The sequence below is a fragment of the Streptomyces sp. NPDC033177 genome, from assembly GCF_055577715.1.
Genome location: NZ_JBVIPS010000008.1, coordinates 87,411 through 113,361, shown reverse-complemented (window position 1 = coordinate 113,361; position 25,951 = coordinate 87,411). Strand labels below are relative to the sequence as shown.

The 25,951-nt window shown below is 70.0% G+C and carries 27 protein-coding genes and 1 tRNA gene; 7 read left to right on the top strand and 21 right to left on the bottom strand.

Features of this window, described 5'->3' with window-relative positions:
* Nucleotides 1-83 precede the first annotated feature (83 nt).
* The 7 genes from ACZ5U5_RS26820 to ACZ5U5_RS26790 all read right to left on the bottom strand — a co-directional run bounded on the left by ACZ5U5_RS26820 (nt 84) and on the right by ACZ5U5_RS26790 (nt 3,819).
* Nucleotides 84-1,007: an RNA polymerase sigma factor SigF gene (locus ACZ5U5_RS26820; protein WP_469026335.1), complete on the bottom strand. Its 924-nt coding sequence runs from the start codon at nt 1,005-1,007 to the stop codon at nt 84-86.
* A 236-nt stretch (nt 1,008-1,243) separates the two neighbouring features.
* On the bottom strand, nt 1,244-1,537 hold the full coding sequence (locus ACZ5U5_RS26815; protein ID WP_469026333.1) for a Dabb family protein: 294 nt from the start codon (nt 1,535-1,537) through the stop codon (nt 1,244-1,246).
* Between the two features lie 52 nt (nt 1,538-1,589).
* Nucleotides 1,590-1,769 (bottom strand): hypothetical protein, encoded by a 180-nt coding sequence (locus ACZ5U5_RS26810; RefSeq protein WP_351167438.1) that lies wholly within the window; start codon nt 1,767-1,769, stop codon nt 1,590-1,592.
* A 405-nt stretch (nt 1,770-2,174) separates the two neighbouring features.
* Nucleotides 2,175-2,259, bottom strand: a tRNA-Ser gene (locus tag ACZ5U5_RS26805).
* A gap of 57 nt (nt 2,260-2,316) precedes the next feature.
* Nucleotides 2,317-2,748, bottom strand: coding sequence for a tRNA adenosine(34) deaminase TadA (tadA, locus tag ACZ5U5_RS26800; protein ID WP_469027087.1), 432 nt, complete (start codon nt 2,746-2,748; stop codon nt 2,317-2,319).
* Between the two features lie 110 nt (nt 2,749-2,858).
* A complete protein-coding gene (locus ACZ5U5_RS26795) occupies nt 2,859-3,428 on the bottom strand; it encodes a tRNA adenosine deaminase-associated protein (RefSeq protein ID WP_469026330.1) in 570 nt (189 codons plus the stop codon).
* Nucleotides 3,429-3,633: 205 nt separating this feature from the next.
* Nucleotides 3,634-3,819, bottom strand: a complete 186-nt coding sequence (locus tag ACZ5U5_RS26790) for a hypothetical protein (RefSeq protein WP_363210195.1) — start codon at nt 3,817-3,819, stop codon at nt 3,634-3,636.
* A gap of 141 nt (nt 3,820-3,960) precedes the next feature.
* On the opposite strand from ACZ5U5_RS26790, the gene upp reads away from it, so the two are divergent.
* Nucleotides 3,961-4,596: a uracil phosphoribosyltransferase gene (gene upp, locus ACZ5U5_RS26785; RefSeq protein ID WP_363210194.1), complete on the top strand. Its 636-nt coding sequence runs from the start codon at nt 3,961-3,963 to the stop codon at nt 4,594-4,596.
* A 28-nt stretch (nt 4,597-4,624) separates the two neighbouring features.
* Here upp and ACZ5U5_RS26780 read toward each other — a convergent pair whose 3' ends face one another.
* Together ACZ5U5_RS26780 and ACZ5U5_RS26775 are read right to left on the bottom strand one after the other, a co-directional pair.
* The gene (locus ACZ5U5_RS26780) at nt 4,625-5,272 is read right to left on the bottom strand and encodes a LytR C-terminal domain-containing protein (RefSeq protein ID WP_469026327.1); all 648 of its coding nucleotides are present in this window, start codon (nt 5,270-5,272) and stop codon (nt 4,625-4,627) included.
* A 182-nt stretch (nt 5,273-5,454) separates the two neighbouring features.
* Nucleotides 5,455-5,751: a type II toxin-antitoxin system VapB family antitoxin gene (locus ACZ5U5_RS26775; protein ID WP_003955420.1), complete on the bottom strand. Its 297-nt coding sequence runs from the start codon at nt 5,749-5,751 to the stop codon at nt 5,455-5,457.
* Nucleotides 5,752-6,030: 279 nt separating this feature from the next.
* Here ACZ5U5_RS26775 and ACZ5U5_RS26770 point away from each other — a divergent pair, with 279 nt between their 5' ends.
* Nucleotides 6,031-7,578: a helicase HerA-like domain-containing protein gene (locus ACZ5U5_RS26770; RefSeq protein ID WP_469027085.1), complete on the top strand. Its 1,548-nt coding sequence runs from the start codon at nt 6,031-6,033 to the stop codon at nt 7,576-7,578.
* 53 nt (nt 7,579-7,631) lie between these two features.
* Here ACZ5U5_RS26770 and ACZ5U5_RS26765 read toward each other — a convergent pair whose 3' ends face one another.
* On the bottom strand, nt 7,632-7,811 hold the full coding sequence (locus tag ACZ5U5_RS26765; protein WP_469026325.1) for a hypothetical protein: 180 nt from the start codon (nt 7,809-7,811) through the stop codon (nt 7,632-7,634).
* A gap of 678 nt (nt 7,812-8,489) precedes the next feature.
* Nucleotides 8,490-9,071: an HhH-GPD-type base excision DNA repair protein gene (locus tag ACZ5U5_RS26760; protein WP_469026322.1), complete on the bottom strand. Its 582-nt coding sequence runs from the start codon at nt 9,069-9,071 to the stop codon at nt 8,490-8,492.
* A gap of 191 nt (nt 9,072-9,262) precedes the next feature.
* On the opposite strand from ACZ5U5_RS26760, the gene ACZ5U5_RS26755 reads away from it, so the two are divergent.
* Nucleotides 9,263-10,864: an ABC-F family ATP-binding cassette domain-containing protein gene (locus tag ACZ5U5_RS26755; protein ID WP_469026320.1), complete on the top strand. Its 1,602-nt coding sequence runs from the start codon at nt 9,263-9,265 to the stop codon at nt 10,862-10,864.
* Between the two features lie 138 nt (nt 10,865-11,002).
* Here ACZ5U5_RS26755 and ACZ5U5_RS26750 read toward each other — a convergent pair whose 3' ends face one another.
* The gene (locus ACZ5U5_RS26750; protein ID WP_469026318.1) at nt 11,003-11,932 is read right to left on the bottom strand and encodes a LysR family transcriptional regulator; all 930 of its coding nucleotides are present in this window, start codon (nt 11,930-11,932) and stop codon (nt 11,003-11,005) included.
* Nucleotides 11,933-12,086: 154 nt separating this feature from the next.
* Between ACZ5U5_RS26750 and ACZ5U5_RS26745 the strand changes: the two genes are divergently transcribed.
* Together ACZ5U5_RS26745 and ACZ5U5_RS26740 are read left to right on the top strand one after the other, a co-directional pair.
* Nucleotides 12,087-12,572, top strand: coding sequence for a cupin domain-containing protein (locus ACZ5U5_RS26745; RefSeq protein WP_469026315.1), 486 nt, complete (start codon nt 12,087-12,089; stop codon nt 12,570-12,572).
* 8 nt (nt 12,573-12,580) lie between these two features.
* A complete protein-coding gene (locus tag ACZ5U5_RS26740) occupies nt 12,581-15,841 on the top strand; it encodes an AfsR/SARP family transcriptional regulator (protein WP_469026314.1) in 3,261 nt (1,086 codons plus the stop codon).
* A gap of 51 nt (nt 15,842-15,892) precedes the next feature.
* Here ACZ5U5_RS26740 and ACZ5U5_RS26735 read toward each other — a convergent pair whose 3' ends face one another.
* Both ACZ5U5_RS26735 and ACZ5U5_RS26730 read right to left on the bottom strand, forming a co-directional pair.
* Nucleotides 15,893-16,717 (bottom strand): ABC transporter permease, encoded by an 825-nt coding sequence (locus ACZ5U5_RS26735; RefSeq protein WP_469026312.1) that lies wholly within the window; start codon nt 16,715-16,717, stop codon nt 15,893-15,895.
* Between the two features lie 88 nt (nt 16,718-16,805).
* Nucleotides 16,806-17,762: an ATP-binding cassette domain-containing protein gene (locus tag ACZ5U5_RS26730; RefSeq protein WP_469026309.1), complete on the bottom strand. Its 957-nt coding sequence runs from the start codon at nt 17,760-17,762 to the stop codon at nt 16,806-16,808.
* 355 nt (nt 17,763-18,117) lie between these two features.
* On the opposite strand from ACZ5U5_RS26730, the gene ACZ5U5_RS26725 reads away from it, so the two are divergent.
* Both ACZ5U5_RS26725 and ACZ5U5_RS26720 read left to right on the top strand, forming a co-directional pair.
* Nucleotides 18,118-19,497: an FAD-binding oxidoreductase gene (locus tag ACZ5U5_RS26725; RefSeq protein WP_469026307.1), complete on the top strand. Its 1,380-nt coding sequence runs from the start codon at nt 18,118-18,120 to the stop codon at nt 19,495-19,497.
* Between the two features lie 53 nt (nt 19,498-19,550).
* Nucleotides 19,551-19,841, top strand: coding sequence for a hypothetical protein (locus ACZ5U5_RS26720; protein WP_469026304.1), 291 nt, complete (start codon nt 19,551-19,553; stop codon nt 19,839-19,841).
* Nucleotides 19,842-20,177: 336 nt separating this feature from the next.
* Here ACZ5U5_RS26720 and ACZ5U5_RS26715 read toward each other — a convergent pair whose 3' ends face one another.
* The 7 genes from ACZ5U5_RS26715 to ACZ5U5_RS26685 all read right to left on the bottom strand — a co-directional run bounded on the left by ACZ5U5_RS26715 (nt 20,178) and on the right by ACZ5U5_RS26685 (nt 25,583).
* Nucleotides 20,178-21,227 carry an ATP-dependent nuclease gene (locus ACZ5U5_RS26715; RefSeq protein WP_469026302.1) on the bottom strand — a complete coding sequence of 350 codons (1,050 nt, stop codon included), beginning with the start codon at nt 21,225-21,227 and terminating at the stop codon, nt 20,178-20,180.
* On the bottom strand, nt 21,143-21,463 hold the full coding sequence (locus ACZ5U5_RS26710; protein ID WP_469026299.1) for a hypothetical protein: 321 nt from the start codon (nt 21,461-21,463) through the stop codon (nt 21,143-21,145). The genes ACZ5U5_RS26715 and ACZ5U5_RS26710 overlap by 85 nt, the downstream gene beginning before the upstream one ends.
* Before the next feature lie 210 nt (nt 21,464-21,673).
* Nucleotides 21,674-22,519 carry a helix-turn-helix domain-containing protein gene (locus tag ACZ5U5_RS26705; protein ID WP_469026297.1) on the bottom strand — a complete coding sequence of 282 codons (846 nt, stop codon included), beginning with the start codon at nt 22,517-22,519 and terminating at the stop codon, nt 21,674-21,676.
* A 27-nt stretch (nt 22,520-22,546) separates the two neighbouring features.
* Complete coding sequence (locus ACZ5U5_RS26700) at nt 22,547-23,059, bottom strand: DUF6879 family protein (RefSeq protein WP_469026295.1); 513 nt, start codon at nt 23,057-23,059, stop codon at nt 22,547-22,549.
* Nucleotides 23,037-23,267: a hypothetical protein gene (locus ACZ5U5_RS26695; protein WP_067022411.1), complete on the bottom strand. Its 231-nt coding sequence runs from the start codon at nt 23,265-23,267 to the stop codon at nt 23,037-23,039. Before ACZ5U5_RS26695 ends, ACZ5U5_RS26700 begins: the two co-directional genes overlap by 23 nt.
* A 411-nt stretch (nt 23,268-23,678) precedes the next feature.
* Nucleotides 23,679-24,782 carry a hypothetical protein gene (locus tag ACZ5U5_RS26690; RefSeq protein ID WP_469026292.1) on the bottom strand — a complete coding sequence of 368 codons (1,104 nt, stop codon included), beginning with the start codon at nt 24,780-24,782 and terminating at the stop codon, nt 23,679-23,681.
* 81 nt (nt 24,783-24,863) lie between these two features.
* A complete protein-coding gene (locus ACZ5U5_RS26685) occupies nt 24,864-25,583 on the bottom strand; it encodes a hypothetical protein (RefSeq protein WP_469026290.1) in 720 nt (239 codons plus the stop codon).
* Between the last annotated feature and the right edge of the window lie 368 nt (nt 25,584-25,951).

Below are 25,951 nucleotides of genomic sequence, written 5' to 3'. Positions count from 1 at the left end.
TCGATGCAGGAAAGAGGGGGTCTGCGGCATTTCTGCGCGCGAGATCGTCGGGAACCGCCTTCGGGGCAGTCCACTCGATACGGTTACGCCTCGATACGGTTTGCGGATCGAAGTCGCGCGAAGCTTCTGGCCAGCAGTCTTGACACATGCATCTGAGAAACGCCCAATTCGGCGCTGATCTGTGATTGCGTCAGATTGCTGTAGTAGCGAAGCAGCAGGATGCGCTGTTCGCGCTCGGGCAGTTGGACGAGAAGATGGCGGACGAGATCGCGGTGCTCGACGCCGTCGAGTGCCGGGTCCTCATAGCCGAGCCGGTCGAGCAGACCCGGCAGGCCGTCGCCCTCCTGGGCCGCCTCCAACGACGTCGCGTGGTACGAACGCCCGGCCTCGATGCAGGCCAGGACCTCCTCCTCGGTGATCCGCAGCCGCTCGGCGATCTCGGCGGTCGTGGGCGAGCGCCCATGGGTCGTGGTGAGGTCCTCGGTCGCCCCGGTCACCTGCACCCACAGCTCGTGAAGACGGCGCGGCACATGGACCGTTCGTACGTTGTCGCGGAAGTACCGCTTGATCTCGCCGACCACGGTGGGCATCGCGAAGGTCGGGAACTGCACGCCGCGCTCGGGGTCGAAGCGGTCGATGGCGTTGATCAGACCGATCGTGCCGACCTGGACGACGTCCTCCATCGGCTCGTTGCGGCTGCGGAAACGGGCGGCGGCGTAACGCACCAGCGGCAGGTTGGCCTCGATGAGCGCACCGCGGACGCGGCCGTGCTCGGGGCTGCCCGGCTCCAGGCCCTTGAGCTGGCCGAAGAGCACCTGGGTCAGGGCCCGGGTGTCGGCGCCCCTGCTGCTCGGGGTGCTGGGGGCCGGCTGCGTGTCCTGGAGGGCCGGCGCGCTCTGTGGGCTCTGGGTGCCCTGGACGCTCGGGGCGCTCTGCCCGCTCGGTGGGGCGGGGCTGCTCGCCTGCGGGGTCACGGGTGGTGCCTCGGGCGCAGTACTGGCCGGCACGGTCAACGCCACCCCTTCTCGGTCAAGCCAAGTCAAGTCCTGTCGAGCTCAGTCAAGATCAGTCGACCTTCGTCAACTCATCCGTCAAAAGCGGTCATAGCATCACAAGACATGTGCACTGTGTGCAAGCACCCGATAACTACGTGTTGTGGGCCAAGTTGGGCCATAAGACGCAGAAAAGCCCCTCACCGTTCCGGTGAGGGGCCGCTTCGGGCGGGGGCGCTGAGCCGGGTGGCTCAGTACTCGTAGTCGGCGATCACCCACGTGGCGAACTCCCGCCACAGCGCGACGCCCGCCTGATGGGCCGGGTGCTCGATGTACCGCTTCAGCGCATCGGTGTCCTCGACCGCCGAGTTGATGGCGAAGTCGTACGCGATGGGCCGGTCGGTGATGTTCCAGTCGCACTCCCAGAACGCCAGCTCCGGGATCTGCTCGCCGAGCGCGCGGAAGGCCTTGACGCCCTCGACGACGCGCGGCTCGTCGCGCTCCACACCGTCGTTGAGCTTGAAGAGGACCAGATGGCGGATCATGCGCACTCCTGAGAAGCGGGGAGAGGAGGGTGAGGACGGCGGGCCGAGCCGCTCAGTCCTTGCCTCCGTTGGCGACCCACGTCATGAAGTCACCGATGCTCTGAGCGGCGTCCGAGACCGCCTCGAAGCCTATCTGGACATAGTCAGCGGCCTTGGCGGGATCAGTGATGATCACGTAGAGCATGAAGACGACGACCGCGAAGAGCCCGATCTTTTTCCACTGCACCGCCATGCTCTCGGCCTCCCCTTACCTGCTGCGCTCTGTGGCCCCTGTGACGGCGGTGAGTCTAACCCGGCCACTGCTCACAAGGTCTTTAAGGACCAACGGCCCGGCAGCAGAGGCCCTTTGCCGTGCCGCGCCCGGTGGCGCCGGGCGCAGGGTGGGTGCTGTGCCCAGCGGATCTGGCAGGAATCCGCGGGCAAGGGACTGGCCCCACTGCGGGGTCGCGCGCCGTCGGCTTCCCCCCGAAAGACGGCGCCGGCTGAGGGGTTCCAGTCCTCATCGGGGGGAGCGGCTTGTCCCCCCGATGCCGCTCCCCCCGTCCAGACATCGTCCGGACCTCGTCCTGGCACCTTCCTGATTCCGTCTTGAACGACGAAGGCCCCGTCCTCGCGGACGGGGCCTTCGTTTCAAGAGCGGTAGCGGTGGGATTTGAACCCACGGTGAGTTTCCCCACACTCGCTTTCGAGGCGAGCTCCTTCGGCCGCTCGGACACGCTACCGAGAGGAACTCTAGCCCAAAGAGGGCCGTGGTCAGAAATCCGTATCTCCGAAGGCCCTCAGCGTCCCCGGAAGAAGCGGGTGAGCACCCCCGCGGTCTCTTCCGCGAGCACGCCCTCGATCACCTCGGGACGGTGATTGAGCCTTCTGTCGCGTACGACGTCCCACACGGAACCCGCGGCGCCCGCCTTCTCGTCACGCGCTCCGTAGACGACCCGGTCGACCCGGGACTGGACGAGCGCGCCCGCGCACATCGTGCAGGGCTCCAGGGTCACCACCAGCGTGCAGCCGGTGAGCCGCCACTGTCCGAGCGCGGCCGCGGCCCGGCGGACGGCGAGCACCTCCGCGTGCGCCGTCGGGTCGCCGGTCGCCTCGCGTTCGTTGTGACCCGACGCGAGCACCGTCGTGCCGTCCGGGGACAGCACGACGGCGCCGACGGGCACATCGCCGCCCTGTGCGGCCAGTTCGGCCTCGGCCAGGGCGAGCCGCATGGCGGCCCGCCATCGGTCGCGTACGGGATCGGTTTCGCGGTCGGGTACGGGTGGGGTGATGTGGTCGTTCCGGTCGGTCACACCGGGAACCTATCGGTCACACCGGGAACCTAACGGACGGCCTCGAGCACCTCCGCCGCCCCGAGGATCTCGGCGATGTCGCTGAGCGCGTCACCGGGCTCCAGACCGAGCAGTTCCTTCTCGGGCACGCCGAGGTCGGCCATGAGCCCGGAGTCGCCGAGGGGCCCGGCGGGCACCGCGTCGCCCGATGCGTCCCCCGGCTCGTCGTCGGCGGAATCGGGGGCGGCGTCGGAGCCGACGGGTTCGCCGTCCTCCGTGCCGTCCAGGTCGAGGGCGTCCAGATCGACGCCCGGATCGTCGTTGCCCGGCTCACGGCCGAGCATCTCGTCGGTGAGCAGGATCTCGCCGTACGAACTCCGGGCGGCCGCGGCCGCGTCCGAGACGTAGATACGAGGGTCCTCCTCACCGTCCACGCGGACGACGCCGAACCAGGCGCCCTCCTGTTCGATGAAGACGAGGACGGTGTCGTCCTCAGCGCTCCCGGCCGTGGCCTCACGGGCCAGGTCGGCGAGATCCGACAGGGTCTCCACATCGTCGAGCTCCGTGTCGCTCGCTTCCCACCCGTCTTCGGTGCGCGCGAGCAGTGCGGCGAAGTACACCGTGACTCTCCCACTGGTCATAGACAGTGCCGGTTGACGGTTTGGGTGTCCCCCCGGCGAGTTCGGGGAGCGGGGGAGTTGCTGTTCCAAGCCCCGCCCACTCGGAATCGTGGCAGAAACCACGGCCTGAGGAGAGGTCTTCCGCCCGCTGTGTCCGCGTCGCGTCTCCCGGACAGCTCCCCGATGCCTGCGTGAGAGGTGGCCGCTACCAGCGGAACGTGCGCATACGCATCTGCTGACGCATCCGTGCCGCCCGGGCGCGGCGCGGCTTCACACGGTCGCGGAGCTCAAGGGCCTCGGCCCTTTCACGCAGGAACTGGGCACGGCGGCGTCCGCGCTCGGCTTCGGTCTCGCGGTCCGGCTCTCGGCCGCCGGGCTCTCTGTCCGGCATGGGCAACACCACCCCAGGTCGTACGTCCACTTTCCCCCGTCCGGCGGGTTTGATGCCAGCGCGGGCCGGCGTGGGGCGGCGGCGGAGGCGGCCGTGACGAGGGGAGACCAGGTGGTCCCGGGCGCGGTTACCGTTGACGGCATGCGTATCCACGTCGTCGACCACCCGCTGGTGGCGCACAAACTCACCACGCTGCGCGACAAGCGCACCGACTCCCCTACCTTCCGGCGCCTCGCCGACGAGCTGGTCACCCTGCTCGCGTACGAGGCCACCCGGGACGTGCGCACCGAGCAGGTCGACATCGAGACCCCGGTCACCCCGACGACCGGCGTCAAGCTGTCGCACCCGCGCCCCCTGGTCGTGCCGATCCTGCGCGCAGGGCTCGGCATGCTGGACGGCATGGTGCGCCTCCTGCCGACCGCCGAGGTGGGCTTCCTCGGGATGATCCGCGACGAGGAGACCCTGCAGGCGTCGACGTACGCGACGCGCATGCCGGAGGACCTCTCCGGGCGTCAGGTGTACGTCCTGGACCCGATGCTGGCCACCGGTGGCACGCTCGTCGCGGCCATCCAGGAACTGATCAAGCGCGGCGCCGACGACGTCACCGCCGTGGTGCTCCTCGCCGCTCCCGAGGGCGTCGAGATCATGGAGCGTGAGCTCGCCGGCACGCCGGTCACGGTCGTGACGGCGTCGGTGGACGAGCGGCTGAACGAGAACGGCTACATCGTCCCGGGCCTCGGCGACGCCGGGGACCGGATGTACGGGACCGCGGAGTAGCAACGCTCAGCGGTCCCACGCGGACCGCTCAGCAGTCCTTCTTGCCGTTGGACGTCGAGGGCGCCGGCTTGGGCTTGGCGAGTACCGCCAGAGCCTTGTCGGCGTCCTCTTTCTTTGCCAGGTCCTTGAACTTCGTGCCCAGGATGAGGTCCACCTCGCCGCCCTTGCGGGCGTCGGCCTTGCTCTCGGTGCCCGCGAGCTGCGTGCCGAGCACCGGCAGCGCGGTGTCCGTGGCGGTCCTGGCGCCGAGCAGCATCCCGGTGCCCTTGACCTTCTTGTCGTACTCCTTCGGCGCGTTGTCCACCTTGCCGATGGCGAAGCCGCGCTTCTTGAGCTCGGCCGCGACGTCCTTGGCGAGGCCGGAGCGGGGCGTGGCGTTGTAGACGTTGACCTTGACCTCGCCCGGCTTGGGCAGCGCCTTGGGGGCGGTCTGCTCGGCCGAGGGGGCGGGCTTGGCCGCGCAGCCGCTGCGTGAGCTCGCGGCGGTGGCCTTGCCGCCGCCCGTGAAGACGTCGATGAGCTGCAGTGTTCCCCAGCCGAGCAGGCCGACCGCCACGACGGACGCGACCACCGCGAGCACGAGCCTGCGGCGGCCACGGGGTCGGCGCATTCGCGGGTACTTGGCCCCCGTGATGCGGTATTTGCCGCCCATGCCGGGGGGAGTGAGCATGCTCATGGGCGCAGCGTAGTGCGACGACGCCGTGATGCCTACTAAATGATCATTGGCTTGGGCCCAGTCCAACCCGAAAGGGCCAATGAGGGTGTGGGCACGGGTATGCATACGGGCGCGGGCGTGAACGTGAGGTGGGCACGCGTGTGACACGCGTGCCCGTTGTCACGGCCGTGTGTGTGCCGCCGTCAGCCCAGTTCGAGTACGCGGGCGTGCAGCACCTGGCGCTGCTGGAGCGCCGCGCGGACCGCGCGGTGCAGTCCGTCTTCCAGGTAGAGGTCGCCCTGCCACTTCACCACGTGCGCGAACAGGTCGCCGTAGAACGTCGAGTCCTCCGCGAGGAGCGTCTCTAGGTCCAGCTGGCCCTTGGTCGTCACGAGCTGATCGAGGCGGACCGGGCGCGGCGCGACGTCCGCCCACTGCCGGGTGCTTTCCCGGCCGTGGTCGGGGTACGGCCGGCCGTTTCCGATGCGCTTGAAGATCACACGGAAAGCCTACCGGGCAAGGCTCTCCGGGCGCAGCCATGGAGACGCAGTGCGACTCTGGGAAATGATGCCGGATATCGGGGCAAACCGGGAACACTCAAGCCGGGAACAGGGGCAGAAGTGAGCGACAGCCAGCCGATCCCGTCCACGACGGAGCCCGCAAACCCCTCTAACGTGTCTTCGCCGGTCACGGGGGTGACGACCGGAGGGGAAGGTTCCGGTGAGCAGGGTTCCGGTGGGGGCGCCGCGCCCGGGGGCGGCGCGCTGCCCCAGGAGGCGATGGAGATCGTCTCCGGTTACGCCTTCGCCGGGCCCGCGCTGGACCTCGGCGCGCTCCTGTGGGACGGACAGTGCCTTCCCGACGCCCAGATCCGCATCCCGCTGGCCATGCTCAACCGGCACGGGCTCGTCGCGGGCGCGACCGGCACGGGCAAGACGAAGACCCTCCAGCTCATCGCCGAGCAACTGGCCGCGCAGGGCGTGCCGGTGTTCCTCGCCGACATCAAGGGGGACGTGTCCGGGATCTCGGTGCCGGGGGCGTACGGCGACAAGGTCGCAGGGCGGGCGCGGGAGGTCGGGCAGACATGGGAGGCGACCGGCGTCCCGAGCGAGTTCTACGCGCTTGGCGGGATCGGCACCGGGATTCCGGTGCGGGCCACGATCACGAGCTTCGGCCCCGTGCTGCTGTCGAAGGTGCTGCAACTGAACCAGACGCAGGAGCAGTCGCTCGGCCTGATCTTCTACTACGCCGATCAGAAAGGGCTCGAACTGGTCGACCTGAAGGACCTGCGGGCCGTGGTGACATTCCTGACGTCGGACGAGGGCAAGTCCGAGCTCAAGGGGATCGGCGGGCTCTCCACGGTCACCGCGGGCGTCATCCTGCGGGCGCTGACCGCCTTCGAGGCGCAGGGCATGGGGGACTTCTTCGGGGAGCCGGAGTTCGACACGAGCGAGTTCCTGCGGGCGGCGCCGGACGGGCGGGGCCTGGTGTCGGTCCTTGAACTGCCGGCCGTGCAGGACAGACCCCACCTCTTCTCGACGTTCCTTATGTGGCTTCTCGCGGATCTCTACAACGACCTGCCCGAGGTGGGCGACGTGGAGAAGCCGAAGCTCGTCTTCTTCTTCGACGAGGCGCACCTGCTCTTCAACGGGGCGTCGAAGGCGTTCCTGGAGGCGATCACGCAGACCGTGCGGCTGATCCGCTCGAAGGGGGTCGGCGTCTTCTTCGTGACGCAGACGCCGAAGGACGTGCCCTCCGACGTCCTCGCCCAGCTGGGCAACCGCGTCCAGCACGCGCTGCGGGCCTTCACGCCGGACGACCAGAAGGCGCTGAGGGCAACGGTCCGTACGTTCCCGGACTCGGCGTACGACCTGGAGGAGACGCTGACCGCGATCGGCACGGGCGAGGCGGTGGTCACCGTACTGAGCGAGAAGGGCGCGCCCACGCCGGTGGCCGTGACGCGGCTGCGGGCCCCGGAGTCGCTGATGGGGCCGGTGGAGGCCGGTGCGCTCGACGCGGCGGTGAAGGGTTCGCCGCTGTACGGGCGGTACGGGGAGGCGGTCGACCGGGAGTCGGCGTACGAGAAGCTGACCGCGCGTCAGGCGGAGGCGGAGGAGGCGGCCGCGGAGGTCGCGGCGGCCGCGGAGGCGGCGAAGGCGGGACCGAAAGCGGGGACGAAGGGCGGCAAGGCGTCGCAGGCTTCCGGGTCCGTGGTGGACCAGGTGGTGGGGAGCGGGATCTTCAAGTCGCTCGCGCGGTCCTTGGGGACGCAGATCGGGCGGGAGATCTCGCGGTCGGTGTTCGGGACGGCGCGGCGCAGACGCTGATCCTGGCGGGGCGCCTGGACCGGCGCCTGGACCGGCGTCTGCACCTGGTGGAGCTAGAGGTCGCGCATGGGCTGCACGCCCCGCTCGTGCTCCTTCGCCTTTTCCTGCTGCTGATCGGCCTCTTCCGTCTGCGTCTGCGTCTGCGCCGGTGGCGGGGTGACGGGGTCGGGTGCGTTGCGTACGGCTTCGGCGCGGAGGAGGGCGTGCAGGGCCGCGTACGGGTCGATGGGCATGGGTGTCTGTCCTCGCTGCTGTGGTGGTTGGGGCCGTGAGAGACGGGACCTGTCAGCAGCGGAGGACGACGGAGCGTGGTGCGGGTACGTGGCTACGACACCGGGCGGGGACGGGGAGGCTCCGGCGCGGGGCGCGGGGGCGGGCGGCCGGAACGGTGGCGGCGACGGGGCGTCTGCCGGACACCCGGACGGAACTGTCGGCGGTGTCCGGATGGGCTTCCCCGCTGGACTCGGTGGAGACGGCCGCGGGCGGGGCGGGGGCGGCTTCGGAGGGGGTGGCGGGGGCGAGAACGGCGCCGAGGAGGGCCAACAGAACAAGAGCAGCGCGAAACCACACGGGGCGGCGAAACGCGACACGACTCATAAGTTTCATGTCCCACGACCGCCCCCGATTCCTCTTCCCCAACCCCCAGATCCGCCCTCTTGGGCTACGGCCCCAAAAGAAGGGCGAGGCCCGCCGCACCCCAAGCCCCCCCAGGAGCGGACACACGAGCGCGCCCATGACGGGGGCAGGCGGGCGCGCTGAACCGCCCGCCCAGCCCCTCTATGAGCCGCGGGGCAATCGGGTGGGTGGGTGGGAGAGCTTGTTCGGTAAGGGGTGGATGCGGGGTGATCGGGCGGGTGGGGGGGGGAGAGGGGTGTTCGGTCAGAGGGAACCGCGGGGCAGTTGGACCCGCCTCACTGGCCGGAGGCCTTCGCCGCCTTGAGTTGTTGTTTGTGGGCGCGGACCCGCTGCAGGGATTCGGGGCCCGTGATGTCCGCGACAGAGCGATACGCCTCCGGCTCCCCGTAAGCCCCCGCAGCCTCCCGCCAGCCGTCAGGACGTACGCCCAGCTGCTTGCCGAGCAGGGCCAGGAAGATCTGGGACTTCTGCTTGCCGAAGCCGGGGAGGTCGTTCAGCCGCTGAAGGAGATCCTTGCCGGAGGCGGCCCCCTCCCACAGGGCGGTGGGGTCACCCTCGTAGTGCTCCACCAAGTACGCGCAGAGTCGTTGGATCCGCTTCGCCATCGACCCCGGATAGCGGTGCACCGCGGGCTTCGTGGAGAGCAGCGCGGCGAACTCCTCGGGGTCGTACGCCGCGATCTCGTGCGCGTCGAGATCGTCCGCGTTCAACCGCCGCGCGATCGTGTGCGGGCCCGCGAACGCCCACTCCATCGGAACCTGCTGGTCCAGCAGCATCCCGACGAGCGCGGCCAGCGGACTGCGGCCGAGGAGCTCATCGGCTTCCGGCTCCTGGGCCAGGTGCAGAGTGACGTCCATGGAGTCGATCATCCCGCGCCAAGAGGGGCTCCGCATGGGGAGGCCCTGAGCGAGGGGGAGGGGGAAATCCGCGTGCGGGCCGGGAACCCCGGCCGCTACCCTCGCCGTATGTCTACGCCCCGCATCTCCTAGCCAGGACACCGGTCTCCACGTCACCCGTGTGTCCATTCGCTACTGCGGAGCGTTACCCCATGATCACCGCCCGACGCATCGACGTCCGCGGCGGCGCCCGCCTTCTGCTGGCCGGCGCCTCCTTCCACATCGCCCCCGGCGACCGCATCGGCCTCGTGGGCCGTAACGGCGCCGGCAAGACCACCCTGCTCAAGGCCCTCGCGGGACAGCTCGCCCCGGCCGCCGGCACCCTCACCCGCACCGGCTCCCTCGGCTACCTCGCCCAGGACCCCGCCGCCGCCGACCCTCACGGCACCGTCACGGCCCGCATCCTCTCCGCCCGCGGCCTGGACCGGGCGGCGCAGGCCCTGCGTACCGCCGAGAGCGCGATGGCCTCAGCGACAAGCGTCGCCGAGCAGCGGCGGGCGATGGCCGCCTACGCCCGCGCGGACGACGCGTTCCAGGCCCGGGGCGGGTACGCCGCCGAGGCGGAGGCCGCCCGCGTGGCCGCCGGGCTCGGGCTCCCCGAGCGCACGATGGACGCACCGGTCGGCCACCTCTCCGGCGGCCAGCGGCGCCGCGTCGAGCTGGCCCGCATCCTCTTCGCGCGCCACGACACCCTGCTCCTCGACGAGCCGACCAACCACCTGGACGCCGATTCGGTGGGCTGGCTGCGGGGATATCTCGGGTCCTATCCCGGCGGGCTCGTTCTCATCAGCCACGACACCGGGCTTCTCGCGGACACCGTCAACCGCGTCTTCGCGCTCGACCCGGGCCGCGCCGCCCTCGACGTACACAACACCGGCTGGCGCACCTATCTCGGCCAGCGCGCGGCCGACGAACGGCGGCGCGGCCGTGAGCGGGCCAACGCCGAGCGCAAGGCCGCCTCGCTGCGCAGCCAGGCGGAGAAGATGCGCGCGCACGTCGCCACCGCCACCGCGGCGAAGAACATGGCCCGCCGTGCCGACCGGATGCTCGCCGCCACCGAGCCCATGCGGCGCAGCGAGCGGGTCGCGCGGATCCGGCTGCCGGAGCCCGCTCCCTGCGGACGTACGCCTCTCGGTGCGGTCAGCCTGGTGAAGGCGTACGGAGGTCATCGCGTGCTCGGCGGCGTCGACCTGGCCGTCGACCGGGGGAGCCGGCTCGTCGTCCTGGGGTTCAACGGCGCGGGCAAGACCACCCTCCTGCGTCTCCTCGCCGGGGCCGAACTCCCGGACAGCGGGCGTGTGGTGCACGGTCACGGCGCCCGGCTCGGTTACTTCGCGCAGGAGCACGACACCCTCGACACCGGGATGACCGTGCGGGAGAACCTCGCCGCCGCCGCTCCTGGCCTGACGGACGGTGAGGTGCGGGGCGTCCTGGGGTCCTTCCTGTTCCGCGGGGACGACGCCGACAAGCCCGCCGCGGTGCTCTCCGGCGGCGAGAAGACCCGGCTCGCGCTCGCGGGGCTCGTGCACTCGGGGGCGAACGTGCTGCTGCTCGACGAGCCGACCAACAACCTCGACCCGGCCTCACGCGACGAGGTGCTCGGCGCCGTGGGCACGTATCCCGGCGCGATCGTGATGGTGACGCACGACGAGGGGGCCGTCGACGCGCTGCGGCCCGATCGCGTCCTGCTCCTGCCGGACGGGACCGAGGATCTCTGGGGCCCGGACCACCGCGAACTCGTCACGCTCGCCTAGAGCCCGTAGGAAAAGCCCCTGGCCGGTGCCGAGAACGCTGAGGCTGCGCGGCGAACGTGCCCGCAGCCTCAGCGCCAGCAGCGGGAACACCAGCACGGACACCATCGCGGCCCCGACCGACGCCTCGGCCACCGCGCTCTACGAACGTGCGGGCCGGCCGTTCTCGTCGGAGGGCAGCTGAGCCGCCGTGGCCCGCAGCGCGTCCAGGAGGCCCCCGACCGCCGGGCGGTCCGGCGCCGGCCCCCGTACCGCCGCGTGGATCGACCGGAGCGGCACCGGATTGCGGACCTCGCGGACGACGACGCCGGAGTGGGGCGTGTCCAGGCCCAGTTCGGGCACGAGGCTGACGCCGAGCCCGGCGGCGACGAAGCCCTGCGCCGTGGCGTAGTCCCCGCTCTCCACCACGAAGTCCGGGCTGAAGCCGGCCGCCCCGCACGCGTCGAGGATGGGGTCGAGGCAGGGCCCCGGCGACTCGCTCGCCACCCACGGTTCGTCGGCCAGGTCCGTCATCTCCAGGAGCTGCTTCGCGGCCAGCGGATGACCCACGGGCAGCACCGCCTTGTACCGGTCGTCCAGGAGATGCTCGAACCGGACGCCCTCCACGCCCAGTTGGCCTCGCGGCCTGACCACGAGGGCGAGGTCGGCCTGCCGGTCCCGGACGGCGGGCAGCGGATCGTCGGGATCCGACAGCTTCAACTCCACCTGCACACCCGGCTGCGCGCGCCGGAGCGCGGCCAGGGCCGGGGCGACCAGCTTGGCGCCGGCCGTCGTGAAGTACCGCATCGCGACCCGGCCCGTCCGCCCCTCCCGCAGCCCGGCCAGTGCCGTCTCCGCCTCGGCGAGCTGTCTGCCGATCGCCACCGCGTACTCGGTGAGCAGCCGCCCGGCGTCCGTCGCCCGCACCCCGCGGCCGGTGCGCTCCAGGAGGGCGATGCCCGCCTCCTTCTCCAGGGCCGCCATCTGCTGGCTGACCGCGGAGGGCGTGTACCCGAGGTTGCGTGCCGCCGCGGTCACGGAGCCGCTGGTGACCACTGCCCGCAGGACCTGCATGCGCCGCGTATCAAGCATGCAGGCCAGCTTAATCCTGCCCGGCAACCCTTGCGCAGAACTAACAGGGAGAGTGGGTACCCGCTGGATAAGGTCAGCAACCAGTGAGCGACAACTGCCAGTGCGGCTGCTGCCAGTGCGACAACTGACCGTGTCACGACGCAAGGAGCGGACCATGTCCTACCCGGAGCCCCGCTATCTCGGCGAAGAGGGCGAGATCAACGCCGTGTTCAGGCCGGTCGACCAGGAGCCCGAGCTGGTACGCCCCGGCGGCAACCGCACGCACTACCTGGCTACGCACGCCTCGACCGGCGGCGAATTCGGCCTCTACAAGGTGGACTTGGGCCCGAAGTCCCCCGGGCCGAAAACCCACTTCCACAAGGCGATCTCGGAGTCCTTCTTCGTGCTGTCCGGCCAGGTCCAGCTCTACAACGGCGAGCGCTGGATCACCGGCGGCCCCGGCGACTTCCTGTACGTCCCGGTCGGCGGCCTGCACGCCTTCAAGAACGACGGCGACGACCCCGCCTCCATGCTCCTGCTGTTCGCGCCGGGCGCCCCGCGAGAGGAGTACTTCGAGCAGGTGGCGGAGATGGCCCAGAAGGGCGGCAAGGAATTCGGCGAGTTCCTCGTCAAGCACGACAGCTTCTTCGTCGAGCGCTGAGGACCCCGGTGAAGATCTGCTTGCTCGGACCGCTCGACGTCACCGCCGACGACGCGGCACCCCTCGCCCTGGGCGGCGTACGGCTGCGCATGCTGCTCGCGAGGCTCGCCCTGGAAGGCGGGCGCCCGGTCTCCGTCGACGCGCTGGTCGACGGTCTGTGGGGCGAGCAGCCGCCCGCGGACGCGGGCAACGCCCTCCAGGCCCTTGTGTCCCGGCTGCGCAAGGCCCTGCGCGGCGCCGGGACGGTGGACTCGGTCGCGGGCGGCTACCGCGTCACGGTGGACGCCGACGACGTGGACGCCCACCGCTTCGAGGCGCTGGCCGCGCAAGGCAGGCGTGAACTGGCCGCGGGCCGCCCGGCGCAGGCCGCGTCGACGCTCGCCGACGCCCTCGCCCTGTGGCGGGGCCCGGCCCTCACGGACGTCCTCGACGCCCCCTTCGCCCGCCCCACGGCCGCCCGCCTCGACGACCTGCGGACCGCCGCCGCCGAGGACCGCTTCGACGCGGAGCTGCGCCTGGGGCGGTACGCCGACATCCTCGCCGACCTCGAATCGGCGGGCGCGGAAAGGCCGTTGAGCGAGCGCACGGCCGCCCTGCGGATGCGCGCACTGTCCGCCGCGGGCCGCAACGCCGACGCGCTCGGCGTGTACGAGGAGATGCGGGGACGGCTCGACGACGAACTCGGCGTGGACCCGTCGGCCGAACTGAAGGCCGTCCATCTCGCGCTCCTGCGCGGCGAGTTGGAGCAGCCGCCCGCACGCCCCGAGGCCACTCCCGTCCCGAACCGCCTCCCCGCCCGGCTCACCAGCTTCGTCGGCCGTGACGCCGAACTCGACGAGGTCGCCGCGCTCCTCGCCGACTCCCGCCTCGTCACCCTCGTCGGCCCCGGCGGCGCGGGCAAGACCAGGCTGGCGCTCGAAGCCGTCACGCAGCATCGGGCCCACCGGCGCGGCCGGGTGTGGTTCGTGCCGCTGGCCGGTGTGGGCACCCCGGACCAGCTGGCGGATGCCGTGCACGCCGCGCTCAGCACGGGATCGGTGACCTCCGGCGGCGAAGGCCAAGCTGGTGGCGGAGCGGGGGTCGACCGCGTGACCGAAGTGCTCGACGTCGGCGAGACCGTCCTCGTCCTGGACAACTGCGAGCACCTGGTGGAGGCATCGGCGGACCTGGCGCACGAACTCCTCGAGCGCCTCCCGCACCTGAGGATCCTCGCCACCAGCAGGGAACCCCTCGCCATCACCGGCGAGGCGCTGTGCCACCTCGGCCCGCTCGGGGTGCCCACGGGGGCCCCGGAGCTCGCGGAGGCGGCCGACTCGGCTGCGGTACGCCTCTTCACCGACCGGGCGTCCGGAGTACGGCCCGGCTTCGCGCTCGACGCGTCCACCGTGGACCCGGTGGTGGAGATCTGCCGGCGTCTCGACGGCCTCCCGCTCGCCCTGGAGCTGGCCGCGGCCAAGCTGCGTTCGATGAGCGTCGGCCAGATCGCGCGCCGCCTCGACGACCGGTTCCGGCTGCTCACCTCGGGCAGCAGGACCGCGCTGCCGCGTCAGCGCACGCTGCTCGCGCTGGTCGAGTGGAGCTGGGACCTGCTCGACGAGCCCGAGCGGATCCTCGCCCGCAGGCTGTCGGTGTTCCCCGGCGGGGCGACCGTCGCGGCCCTGGAGGCGGTCTGTTCGGACGAGACGCTGCCGGCCGACGACGTGCTGTACGTCCTCGGCTCCCTCGTCGAGAAGTCCCTCCTGGAGACGTCACTCCTGGACACGTCCGGCGACGCCGACGGCGAGCAGCGCTACCGGATGTCGGAGACGGTGCGCGCCTTCGCGGCGGGCCGCCTGGCCGAGGCGGAAGCGGAGGCCGCACCCGTGCCCGGGGGCGACGCCGGCGCCCGTACCGCGGACCGTTTCGCCGCCTACTTCCTCGCACTCGCGGAGCATCACGAACCCGCCCTGCGCACCGGCGAGCAGCTCAGCTCGCTCGCGCTGTTCGATGCCGAGCACGACAACCTGGTGTCCGCCCTGCGCGGCGCCTTCGAGGCCCGGGACGCGGCCCTGGCCTCCCGGTTCGTGCGCGCGCTGTTCTGGTACTGGGGGATCAGGGGGATGAGCACCCAGTTCGAGACGTTTCTCGCCGAGGTGCTCACCTTCGACGAGGCGCTGCCCGGCCGGGCGCGGGCCGCGTTCCGCGTGGTGCGCCTGATGGCGGGCACCCCCGGGGCCGCGGACAGCGACGACATACCCGTACGGACCCTGATCGAGGACTGCGAGCGGGCCGGCGCCGAGGAGTTCCACCCGGCGCTGCTGCTGTGGATCCCGATGCTCGCGTTCCTCACCGGCAACGCCGACCTGGGCGAGAGCGGCCTGCGGCGCGCGGCGGAGCGGCCGGAGCCCTGGGTGCGGGCGACCGCGCACTGGGCGCGGGACTTCGTGCTCACCGGGCGGGGCGAGCAGCCCGCGGGAGCCGAGGCGCGCCGCGCGGCCCTGCGGGGATTCGAGGCGGTGGGCGACCGGTGGGGCCTCGGCCTCGCGCTGCTCGCCGTCGGCGGCGACCACTCCCTGCGCGGGGAGCATGCCGAGGCGATCGACGCGTACGCGCGAGCGGTGGCCGTCAGCGGTGAACTGGGCGCCGAGGACGACCTGTTCAACAGCCTGGCCCGGCTCGCGGCGGAGCGGCTGCGCGGCGGTGACCGGGAGGGCGCCCTGCGGGACATCCACGCGGCGCAGCGGCAGGCCAGGGAGCGGGGCTACCGGCGGATGGAGGCCGAGATGCTGTTCAGCCTGGCCGAACTGCACCGCAGGTCGGGCGATTTGGAGCAGGCCGATCTGATCCTCGACCGCCTGGACACCGTCGCCGACCGGCTCACGCTCCCCGACGACATGGCCCGCGACCTGATCGCGGGCGCCCGCATGGCGAACCGGCTCGCGCAGGGCGACGCCGTGCGGGCGCGCGAGCTGCTGCCGAGGGCGGTGAGCGGCGCCTTCGCCCGGGGCGAGGTCGCGGACATCGCGCGGGCCGCCGAACTCCTGGCCCGGCTGCTCCTGTTGGAGGGCGACGCGGCGGGGGCGGCCACCGCGCTCGGCATGAGCCAGGTCGTCCGGGGGGTGTTCGACGAGGGGGATCCGCAGCTGCGGGAGCTGGTGGGCGAGGTGGCGGGGCGGCTCGGTGCCGCCGCTTACGAGGAGGCGTACGGCCTGGGCGCGGGGCTTCCGAGGGCGGACGCACTGAACCGGCTGACCGGAGAGGCCGGTCAGCCGGTGACGTCGTACTGGTGAGGCGTGCTGGTGCTGCGTGCGGGGCTCTTGGGCCGGGAAGGGGGCGGCGGCTCAGGCGGCGCGCTTGCGGTAGGCCCGCATCGCGAGGGGGGCGAAGACCGCGATCACGCCGACCATCCAGGCCAGGCTGCCGAGGAGCGGGCCCGCGACCTCGCCGCCGTTGAGCAGGCCGCGCATGGTGTCGGACATCAGGCTGACGGGGTTCACGTCCGACCAGACCTGCAGCCAGCCCGGCATGGTGGCGTCCGGCACGAAGACGTTGCTGGCGAAGGTGAGCGGCAGGACCAGGACGGTCATCAGGCCCTGCACCGAGCCCGGGGTCTTGACCAGCATGCCGACGTACACCGACATCCAGGAGAAGCTGACGGCGAAGGCGATGAGCACCGCGAGCGCGGCCAGTGCCGCCACCGGGCCGGTGTCGGGCCGGTAGCCCATGACCAGGGCGAGGGCGATCAGCGTGACGAGGCAGACCACGTACCGCACGACATCGGCGAGGACCGCGCCGATCAGTGGCGCCGAGCGGGCGATCGGCATGCTGCGGAAGCGGTCGAAGATGCCGGTGCTGGAGTCGGCGTTGAGGGAGACGCCGATGCCGATGCTGGCCTGGAAGACGGTCATCACCATGATGCCGGGCGTGATCATCTGCAGGTAGGCGTCGGTGTCGCCGCCCGCGATGGCGCCGCCGAAGAGGTAGACGAACATCAGCAGGAAGACGATCGGCGTGAGGACGACGTCGACGAGCCGTGCGGGCGACTTGACGAACTTGGTGATGCCGCGCCCGGCGAGCGCGAGGCTGTGGCGGGTGGCCTTGGCGGGGCTGATGCGGAGCGCGGGGGCGGCCGACTGCGGGGCGTGCGGGAGGGTGACGGTGCTCATGGCGGGTCCTTTTCGGCGTGAGGTCTTCATCGGTGTGAGGTGTTGTTCGGCGTGAGGCCGGGGAGGCGGGTCGCGGCGCGGTGACCGCTCACCCCGCGACGGCGGTCTTCTTCGCCGCCCCGCCCGTGAGCGCCAGGAACACCTCGTCCAGGCTGGGCAGACGCAGCCCCAGCTCGTCGGCCGTGATGCCGGCCCCGTCGAGGCGTCGTACGAGGGCGGAGACCAGCATCGGATCGTCGACCGGCACGGTGAGCAGGCCGTTGTCGGTGTCACGCTGGGGCGCGGTGCCGGTCAGCTCGGCGAGGATGCCGCTCACGACGTCCAGGTCACCGGCGACCGTCGGCCGCACCTGCAGCGTCTGACCGCCGACCCGCCGCTTGAGCTCGTCGGGGCGCCCTTCCGCGACGACCCGGCCGCGGTCGAACACGGTGATGGAATCGGCCAGTTGATCGGCCTCCTCCAGATACTGCGTGGTGAGCAGCACGGTGGCGCCGTCGGCGACGAGCCGCCGCACGACCGACCAGACCTCCTTGCGGGCATGCGGGTCCAGACCGGTGGTCGGCTCGTCCAGGTACAGCACCTCCGGCCGTCCGACCAGGCTCGCCGCGAGGTCGAGGCGGCGTCGCATCCCGCCGGAGAAGGTGCTGATGGGCCGCTGGGCGGCCTCCGTCAGCTCGAACTGCTCAAGCAGCTCGACGGCCCGCGCCTTGGCATCGCGCCGCGACAGATCGAGCAGCCGCCCGAGGAGTACGAGGTTCTCGGCGCCGGACAGTTCCTCGTCCACGGAGGCGTACTGGCCCGTGAGGCCGATCAGGCCGCGGACCCGCACCTGGTCCCTGACCACGTCGTGGCCCCCGACGGTGGCGTGCCCCGCGTCGGGCCGCAGCAGCGTCGACAGGATGCGCACGGTGGTGGTCTTCCCGGCGCCGTTCGGTCCGAGCACCCCGATCACCTTTCCGGCCGGGACCTCCAGGTCGACGCCGTCCAGCGCGACGAAGTCCCCGTACTTCTTGACCAGACCCTCGGCCTTGATGGCGTACGACATCGTGGTTCTCCTCCGCGGCCCTGTCCGGGCCTCTCGTCTCCGTGTTTCTCGACGAGGAGGACGATGCCGGGGGCCGCTGACAGCGGGCGGCCGGCACGCTGACAAGGGCTGTCAGCGCCTGTCGGCCGCTGTCGGTCGCTGTCAGTCGGAAGTGGCGGCGCCGGTGAATTGCGGGCCCGGCCGAACGGCGGGACGCTGGAGAAGTCAGCTCCGGGACGCCGGAGAGGTCGGCTCCGCGGCTGACGGGGGGCGCCAGGACGCCGGCGCACGAACCGCTCACCGACGGCCCGACAGGGGGAGGCCGGTCGCGAGGCCGGTTGCGAGAAGCGGTGCGCGCCTCGGCAAGGAGTCCGTCATGGACGGCAGCACCCTCGAAGACATGAGAGCCGCACTGCGCGGCCCGGTCATCGGCCCGACGGACCCCGAGTACGACCGGGCCCGCACGATCTACAACGCGATGATCGACCGGCGCCCGGCCGCCCTCGTGCGGTGCGCCGACGCGGCGGACGTCATGGCCGCCGTCGACTTCGTCCGCGAACGGGGCCTGGAACTCGCCGTCCGGGGCGGCGGCCACAGCGGCGCCGGACTCTGCGAGATCGACGACGCCGTCACCATCGACCTCTCCCCGATGCGCTGGGCGCGCGTCGACCCCGTGGCGAAGACGGCCCGGGTCGGCGGCGGCAGCCAGCTCGGCGACCTGGACCACGCCGCCCACGCCTTCGGCCTCGCCACTCCCGCCGGGATCATGTCGACGACGGGCGTCGCCGGCCTGACCCTGGGCGGCGGACATGGCCACCTGACCCGCAAGTACGGCCTGACGATCGACAATCTCGTCGCCGCGGACGTCGTCCTCGCCGACGGCAGCTTTGTCACCGCGAGCGAGTCCCAGCACCCGGACCTGTTCTGGGCGCTGCGCGGCGGGGGCGGCAACTTCGGCGTCGTCACGTCGTTCCGCTTCCGGCTGCACCCGGTGGGTGACGTGGTCGCCGGGGCCACCGTGTGGCCGGTCGACCTGACCGGTGACGTACTGCGCTGGTACCGCGACTTCCTGCCGCAGGCCCCCGACGACCTGAACGGCTTCTTCGCCGCGCTCACCGTTCCGCCGGGCCCGCCGTTCCCGGAGGAGATCCACGGCCAGAAGATGTGCGGCGTCGTGTGGTGCTGGACCGGCGCCCCGGACGACGCCGAGGACGCCCTGGCCGCCGTACGCGAACCGGGCACGCCCGCCTTCCACTTCACCGCGCCGATGCCGTACCCGGCGCTGCAGACCATGTTCGACGAACTGATCCCCACCGGCCTCCAGTGGTACTGGCGCGGCGACTTCTTCGACCAGATCACCGACGACGCGATCGACGTACACAGGAAGTACGCCGAGAACCTCCCCACCGACCTGTCGATGATGCACCTCTATCCCGTCGACGGGGCCGCGGCCCGAGTCGACCAGGAGGACACCGCGTGGGGTTACCGCGACGCGGTCTGGTCCGGGGTGATCGGCGGCATCGACCCGGACCCGGCCAACGCCGGCGCGATCAGGCAGTGGTGCGTCGACTACTGGGAGGAGCTGCACCCGCACTCCATGGGCGGCGCCTACGTGAACTTCATCGGCGAGGACGAGGGCCAAAGCCGCGTGAAGGCCACCTACCGGGACCACTACACGCGCCTCACCCGCATCAAGAACGCCTACGACCCGGCCAACCTCTTCCACGCGAACCAGAACATCGCCCCGGCGCCATGACCCCCCGTCGCGAAGCCACCAACCGATTCATCACTCGACAAGGAGCAGTCGTCATGCCGATCTTCATGCACGCCGCCGTACCGGGCATCACCACGGACCAGTACGACGCCCTCAACACGAAGCTCCAGGAGACACCCGAGATCTTCGACGGCTGTATCGCCCACGTCTGCGTCCCGAGCGAGAACGGCATCGACATCTACGACGTCTGGGAGTCCCAGGGGCACATGGACGCGTTCGGCGAAAAGATGATGCCGATGGCAGCCGAACTCGGCTGGCCGGTCAGCGAAGGAAAGTCCGAGACCTCCACCATCTACAACCACTGGATCCCGGCGGCCTCGAACTGAGACGGCAACGGAGAAGGGCCCCACCGCGAACGGTGGGGCCCTTCAACATCGTGCCCGGTGAGGCACTGGCGGAGGATACGAGATTCGAACTCGTGAGGGGTTGCCCCCAACACGCTTTCCAAGTCTTCGTCTGGGGGTTCGGGGTAGATCGGGAACGTTCCGACCTGCGGCGGAGCGGTTGGTCGGCGAGCTTCCGAACGGTCCCGGACGTCGGCGAATGAGACCAGAACTGAGACCGCAGCGCGGTCAGGGACTTCCTGGTTAAGAGGCAGACGTGACCACATCCGGGAGCCGACCTGCAAGGTCAGCTCCCGGAATGAGTGCAAGAGCTGACAGCTACTTCGCCAGATGCTGGACGTTGTCGAGCATGGCTACTAGCTCGACGGGCGGCTCTGAAGAGGCAGTCAGAGTTGCTTCCCGGTAGGTGACTGCGTCTTTCCCGGCGAATCCGTCACCAGAGTCGATCAGATCCCGTCGGCGTGCCCACCACGCTGGCCAGTCTGTCTCCAGGTAGGTCTCAAGGTTGTCGTGGAACACCGCGTAGGTGGCCTCCGCAGCAGTCGTGGGCCACGGGGCCACTGAAGCCCCGAGATATCGCAGGAGATCGGCGTTCTTCCCAGCGTTCTTCCGGGCCTGCCTCTCGAACTCCAGCTCCTTCTCTCGTCGCTTCTCCTGGGCCAAGTCCCGTACCGACTCACGCTTGCGCTGCTCCATGCCCGCGTCCCCGTCGAAGACGACGTAACAAGGGACTCCGAGGGTGGTAAGGATGGCGTGGCACAGAAGCAGGTTGTCCTTGCCCTGGGCGTTGATCACGGTGATACCCAGGGCACCGAGATTGCGGCGGTGCCGCTCCGCGCAGGCAAGGAGCACGGCCTCCTCAGTGAATCCCTCGACCAGCATCACGGCATGGGCGAAGAAGCCTTCGGCCAGCGTGTTGGAACACCGGGCCCCCGCATACCGCTTGATGGACTCCTCTTTGACCAGGCCCGCAAGGGTCTGGCAGAGGTCGGCCTCGGTCACTTGCCAGACTTGGGTGACGGGGTGCTCCGCAGCGCCCTCCCGGCTCAGGCGGCGGATCTGGTGGTAGTCGCGCGGATCGATGAAGATCGGACTGTGCGTTGCGTACATCACCTGGGTTCGTCCCTCGGGGGATGACGTGACCAGCTCACGCAGCACGCTCGCGAACGTCTTTGCCTGCGGGGGATGTTGGAAGAGCTCAGGCTCCTCAATGGCGAGGCAGAAGGTTCGGGTTCCGTCTTGCGGGTTCATACGCTCGGCAAGGAGCTTCAGGGCGGCGATGATCAGGGCACGCTGGAAGCCGTGACCCTGCCGGTAGACCGAGGTCTTGGCGGCGCACCGAGCCCGTGGCGCTGTGTGTAGATCCACAGGAGCCTTCGCGTGATGTCGGCGACATCCCGGAGGTAGATGAAGACGCCGAACGACGGAGTCTCCGCGGTCGGACGGTTCTGCAGGTCGATGAGCCGGTACCCCTTGCGGAACAGCTCCCGCACGTCCTCGTCCTCGTCGGCCCCCAGATCCTCGCCGAGTAGAAGGTTGAGGTGCCCGACGATCTCCGGCAGAGACGCGTCCATGTCCTTGCGGGTGGAGGTGTCCATCTGCATGGAGAGGGCTGACTCGGTGCTCTCTGAAATCGTCTCGACGGCGACTGGGAGAACTTCGGTTCCCGCGCTGTCGGTTGCTCTCGATGCCTTGCCACTACTTGCCACAGTGATCACCGTCTCGCCCCTTCAGTACGCGTTTCCGGCCGTGCCAGTAACGCTAAGAAGGGCGACAGGAGGGGCTCTACGAGTGTGCCGGAACTTGCCCGGCATTCACCCCAGGGATTCGATGGCTGCCGTGATGAGTTCGCGCGCCGCCGGGCCGTAGACGGCAAGTTCGGCCAGATCCGTGAACGTCTGGGCATACATGGCAAGTTCGTGTTTCTGCGTGACGGCGAGGTGGGCTGAGACGAGTTCGACGTGGACGGTGTGGTCGTCGTACAGGAAGAAGCCCTCGACGGGCCAGAGGCTGGAACGGTCGGCGTCTTCAGGAATGATGCCGATACTCACCGAAGGCAGCGCCATAACGCTGAGCAGATAGCCGAGTTGGCCGGCCATTACATCCGTCCCGCCTATGCGCTTTCGGAGTGCTCCCTCTTCCAGGAGGATCGCGAACGTGTGGTTGGCATACACGATCTTCTGCTTCTCCACACGCACCTTGACGGCCGCCGGCACGTCATCAATGAGGCCGCGGCGGTCGCGAATGGAGGTGAGCAGTGCGGTGATGTACGAGGCCGTCTGCACGGGGCCGGGAATGAGCCACGGCGAGTAAATTCGGAACCGCTGAGTGCGCTCCCACAGAGGGAGGACGGACTCCTGGGCCTGCTTCAGGCCCGTGCGCTCCATCCGGCGCCACTCGACGTACATGCCCTCGATGCCGCGGGCTGTCGAGACGAGATCCTCGGCCGCGTTCTCCGCACCGCAAGCAGCGGCCCACGCACGAAGGTCGCGCTCCGAGGGCGGACGCCTGCCGCTCTCGAAGCGCGAACACTTCGACTCATGCCAGCCGAGTCTGTTGGCCAACGCTCGCTTGGTGAGCCCGGCTTCGAGCCGGATTTCGCTCAGGCGTTTACCCAGAGCCCTGCGGGCTTCCTGAACGCTCGAAGATGGCGATGTCATGTCGCTGCGATGATGCTGTTCGAGCTATCAGGCCGACTGGAACTCTGCGTGCGGTGTTGCCCGCGCCCACACGGCCTCGAAGGCCGACTCGCAGAGCTTTGCCACCTCGGGGTCCTCCGTGAGTTCCACCTCCATGTTCTCGCCTTCGCCATCGAAATGATTGACGAGAACGAGGCTGGAGTCGAAGAGCCAGAAGTCGTTGCCCGGAAGGGCGAGGCCCGTGGCGTTTCGCCGGGAGAGCCAGCGCACGTCTTCGCCGGCGGCGATGTTCAGTCCATCCGTCACGTCGTACTCGAAGCGGATATACTCGCTGACGGGAGTCGAGACGACTCGGGCCCGGCGGACCTCGATGCCTCGCGAGGTGGCCTCCGTGACGATGCTGTGCCAGTCGCCCCAGCGCTCGGCCGGGTCGAGTGTCAGGCCGGCTTTCCAGTCGATGAAGGCCGGGTCCGACTTCATGTAGGCGTCGCGCATCTCCAGATGGACGGCCGTCCTCTGGCAGTCGCGGAACAGCTCCTCAAACGTCGGGGTCCTCGTCAACCTTCTTCACCTCCAGGAAGAACTGCACCATGCGCCGAGGGATCTCCACCACCGACTCGTGGCCGGGGATGTCCATCTGCCCGAGGCGCTCGATGTCCTCCACCTTCAGCCCCTGTACGAGGTAGCTGTCCTTCTCCTCGTCGAGGTAGATGGTGGGGGAGCCGCCACTGGGACTCTCCGGGTCCTTACCGAGCTTACGCAGGGCCATGATGTCCTCCTCGGATGCCGGTAACGATCTCTGTGCCAGAGCTTGCCCGCGGCTGGGCCTTGGAGCGAGGAACTTGCCGAAACTTGCCGGGAGCCCGGAAGTTGACCTTACGCGGCCGGGGCCAGAGCGTCGAAGAGCGGACCGGCCGCAGCATCCCCAGGGCTGGCCGGATTCGATTGCTGTCCGCTCTTCCTTGAGTCCGGGAGAAGAGGGGCCGTCCCAGGCTGGGAACGGCTGAAATCGCCCGTTGAGTGAGGACTCTCTGGTCGACACACACGGACGCATGCATGCGGATCACTCCGGCGATTCACCAGTTGTTCTTGGACAGCGAAGTTAGTCGGCTCGTTCGGCCATACCGACGGCAACCTTGACGGCTCGTATGCCGCATCCGGCGAACCCTGTGGGCGGACCTCAGAGGTCGCGCGGGTGCCCTTCGTGGTGCCGTTGCCTCCGGTACCAAAACGGGTCCTCAAGCGTGAGCTGCCACCACGTCAGCCACGTCTCGGGGAGCGGATGCCGGTGCGGTTGGGGGAAGGGGTAGTCCTCAAGCGGAGAACAGTCCGCAGACAGGCGGCCGTCTGTGTCGGCGGTGACTACGTGGTGCGCACCGTCGGCGGCCACAGCAACATACGAGTACCCGGCTTGGACGTCGCGCACGATCTGGGGTGCGGCCTCGGTGAACGCCGAGCGTAGGCCGAAGGGTTCGACGGTGTGCCCGCAGTACACGACCGTGCCGTCGCTGGTGAGTCGATACGAGATCTCCCGGCCGCTGCCCGAGGGCGGAGCATTCTCGGTGAGTCGGCGGACTTCCGCGCCGACGTCGGCCCGGTTGGGCTGGTCGGGGTGGCGGCGCTCGTAGTCGTGGACGGTGTACGGGGGCAGCGGGAAGTACGCCAGTTCGTCCGTGCCCGCCTTGCGCCGGGCCAGGGTGGGGTCGCAGCGCAGGAAGAACGCGAACGCATCGAGGAGGGTTTCGATGACAAGGTGGCCGCCGACTGTGTTCTGGTAGGCGGTGTGGGAGTGCTCGTTCGTGCCGTTCCTGTTGCTCTGGGTCCTCTTGCTGGCGCGTACGACCGATGGCAGGTTGTCGTACAACTGCCAGGAGGGCATCACCCGGTAGCCGTCACCTTCACCGACGACGCGGTTAACCTCCACGTCGAGGACGGCCGGGAGGTGAATGTCGGCGTTGCGCACCAGCACCAGGCCGAGAACGACCTGTCCCTGGGGGTCGGTCTTCTGCAGGTCCAGGTAGCGCTGGGCGTCGGCTCCGGGCAGGCCGTTCCGGATCACCTCAAGGTCGAGGGTGCGGACGGCCGCGAGCGCGGGAGCGATTTCCGGGGCGATGTCGTCGGAGTCGACCACCAGACCGTGGCCGCGGCAAAGCGTGGTGCCGGTGGAGGCCGCCGCCTCCCAGATACGGGTGATGGACCGGGCCAGGCCGTACATCTTCTGCCGGCCCTTGGCGTGGCGGTCAGGGTCCGTGACCGGGAACAACGCGGTCGGCGTCTGCGCCATGAAATCCCCCGCAGGATGACTCCGCCGTACAAGAGCGAAGAGAGCACGGTATCGCCGCGCACCGTGCCGCCGCCCCGGGATTTACACGTCTGTTCCTCGCCACCGGTCGATGGCACCGGGAGAGAAGGGGTCGGTTGGCAGCGGCCGGAACGGGGAGCGCTTGAGCACCTTCGTGGCGTACTGCCGGAGGTGGTCTTCCTCCGAGCCGGTGAAGCCGTGACCCAGCGCCCAGCCGCACAGCTGGTCGACGTCCCACCGGTAACCCGCCTCGTGCAACTTCAGCAGTGTGTGCACGGCGAACGCCTTGTCGATCCCGCCGGCGATCCCGTTGGCGTGGTTGACGTGCCCGTCTAGCTCCTCCATCGCCGTCTCAACCACCGGGTCCAACAGGGCGACGTCTGCCTCCGGGTGAACGCAGCCGTCGATGATGCTCACCGCGCGCCGGGTGCGCAGCCACGCGTTGGCGAGAGGATCGTCGCCCCACGGCAGTACGCAGATGGCGGTCGCCCGCCCCCAGAGGCCACTTGCGAGGTCACCCACGATCTTCCGGGTGGGCCAGGGTGCGAGCACCGGGCCGCCGTACCAGCCCGCCAGGCTGCCCGGCTTGGCGACGATGGCGTCCTGGACGCGCTTGGCCATCGGCTGCTGCCGGTAGTCCTGCACCCCGGGAACCAAGACCAACCTCTGGTCGGGCTGCTCGTTGAGCCAGTCAGCGCCATGTAGGCCAACCGCGTTAATCGACCAGCCGTCCTCTTCTGGGCTCCAGGGGACGTAGTACAAGGGCACGTTGCTGGTGGTCACGGTCCCGCTCCCGTCCTCGGCTTGTCCGTCTGGGTATGAGCTTGGCACTGATCACCCCGGCTCGGCAGGAAGTGTCCGCTGACAGTGGAGGAGGGTCCAGCCGCGCTGACCTGCGGGGACCAATTTGATTGGTGTCGGCGGACCCGTTGACCTACTGCACGCCCAGCCTCCATGACCTGCGGCGACTGGATCGAATGGCAAGGAACCCGTGGCCTGGGTTCGATGTGTGGGGTCTCGCAGCTCGCGTCCGTGGACGTGTCCGTGACCTACTGCTTCAAGTCGTGTCTCACGCCGTGGCCAGCCCACTCGTCTCACGGCTGTGTCCAATTCCCCGGGCCCTGAGCCACGAGGAGACAGCGTCTACGGCA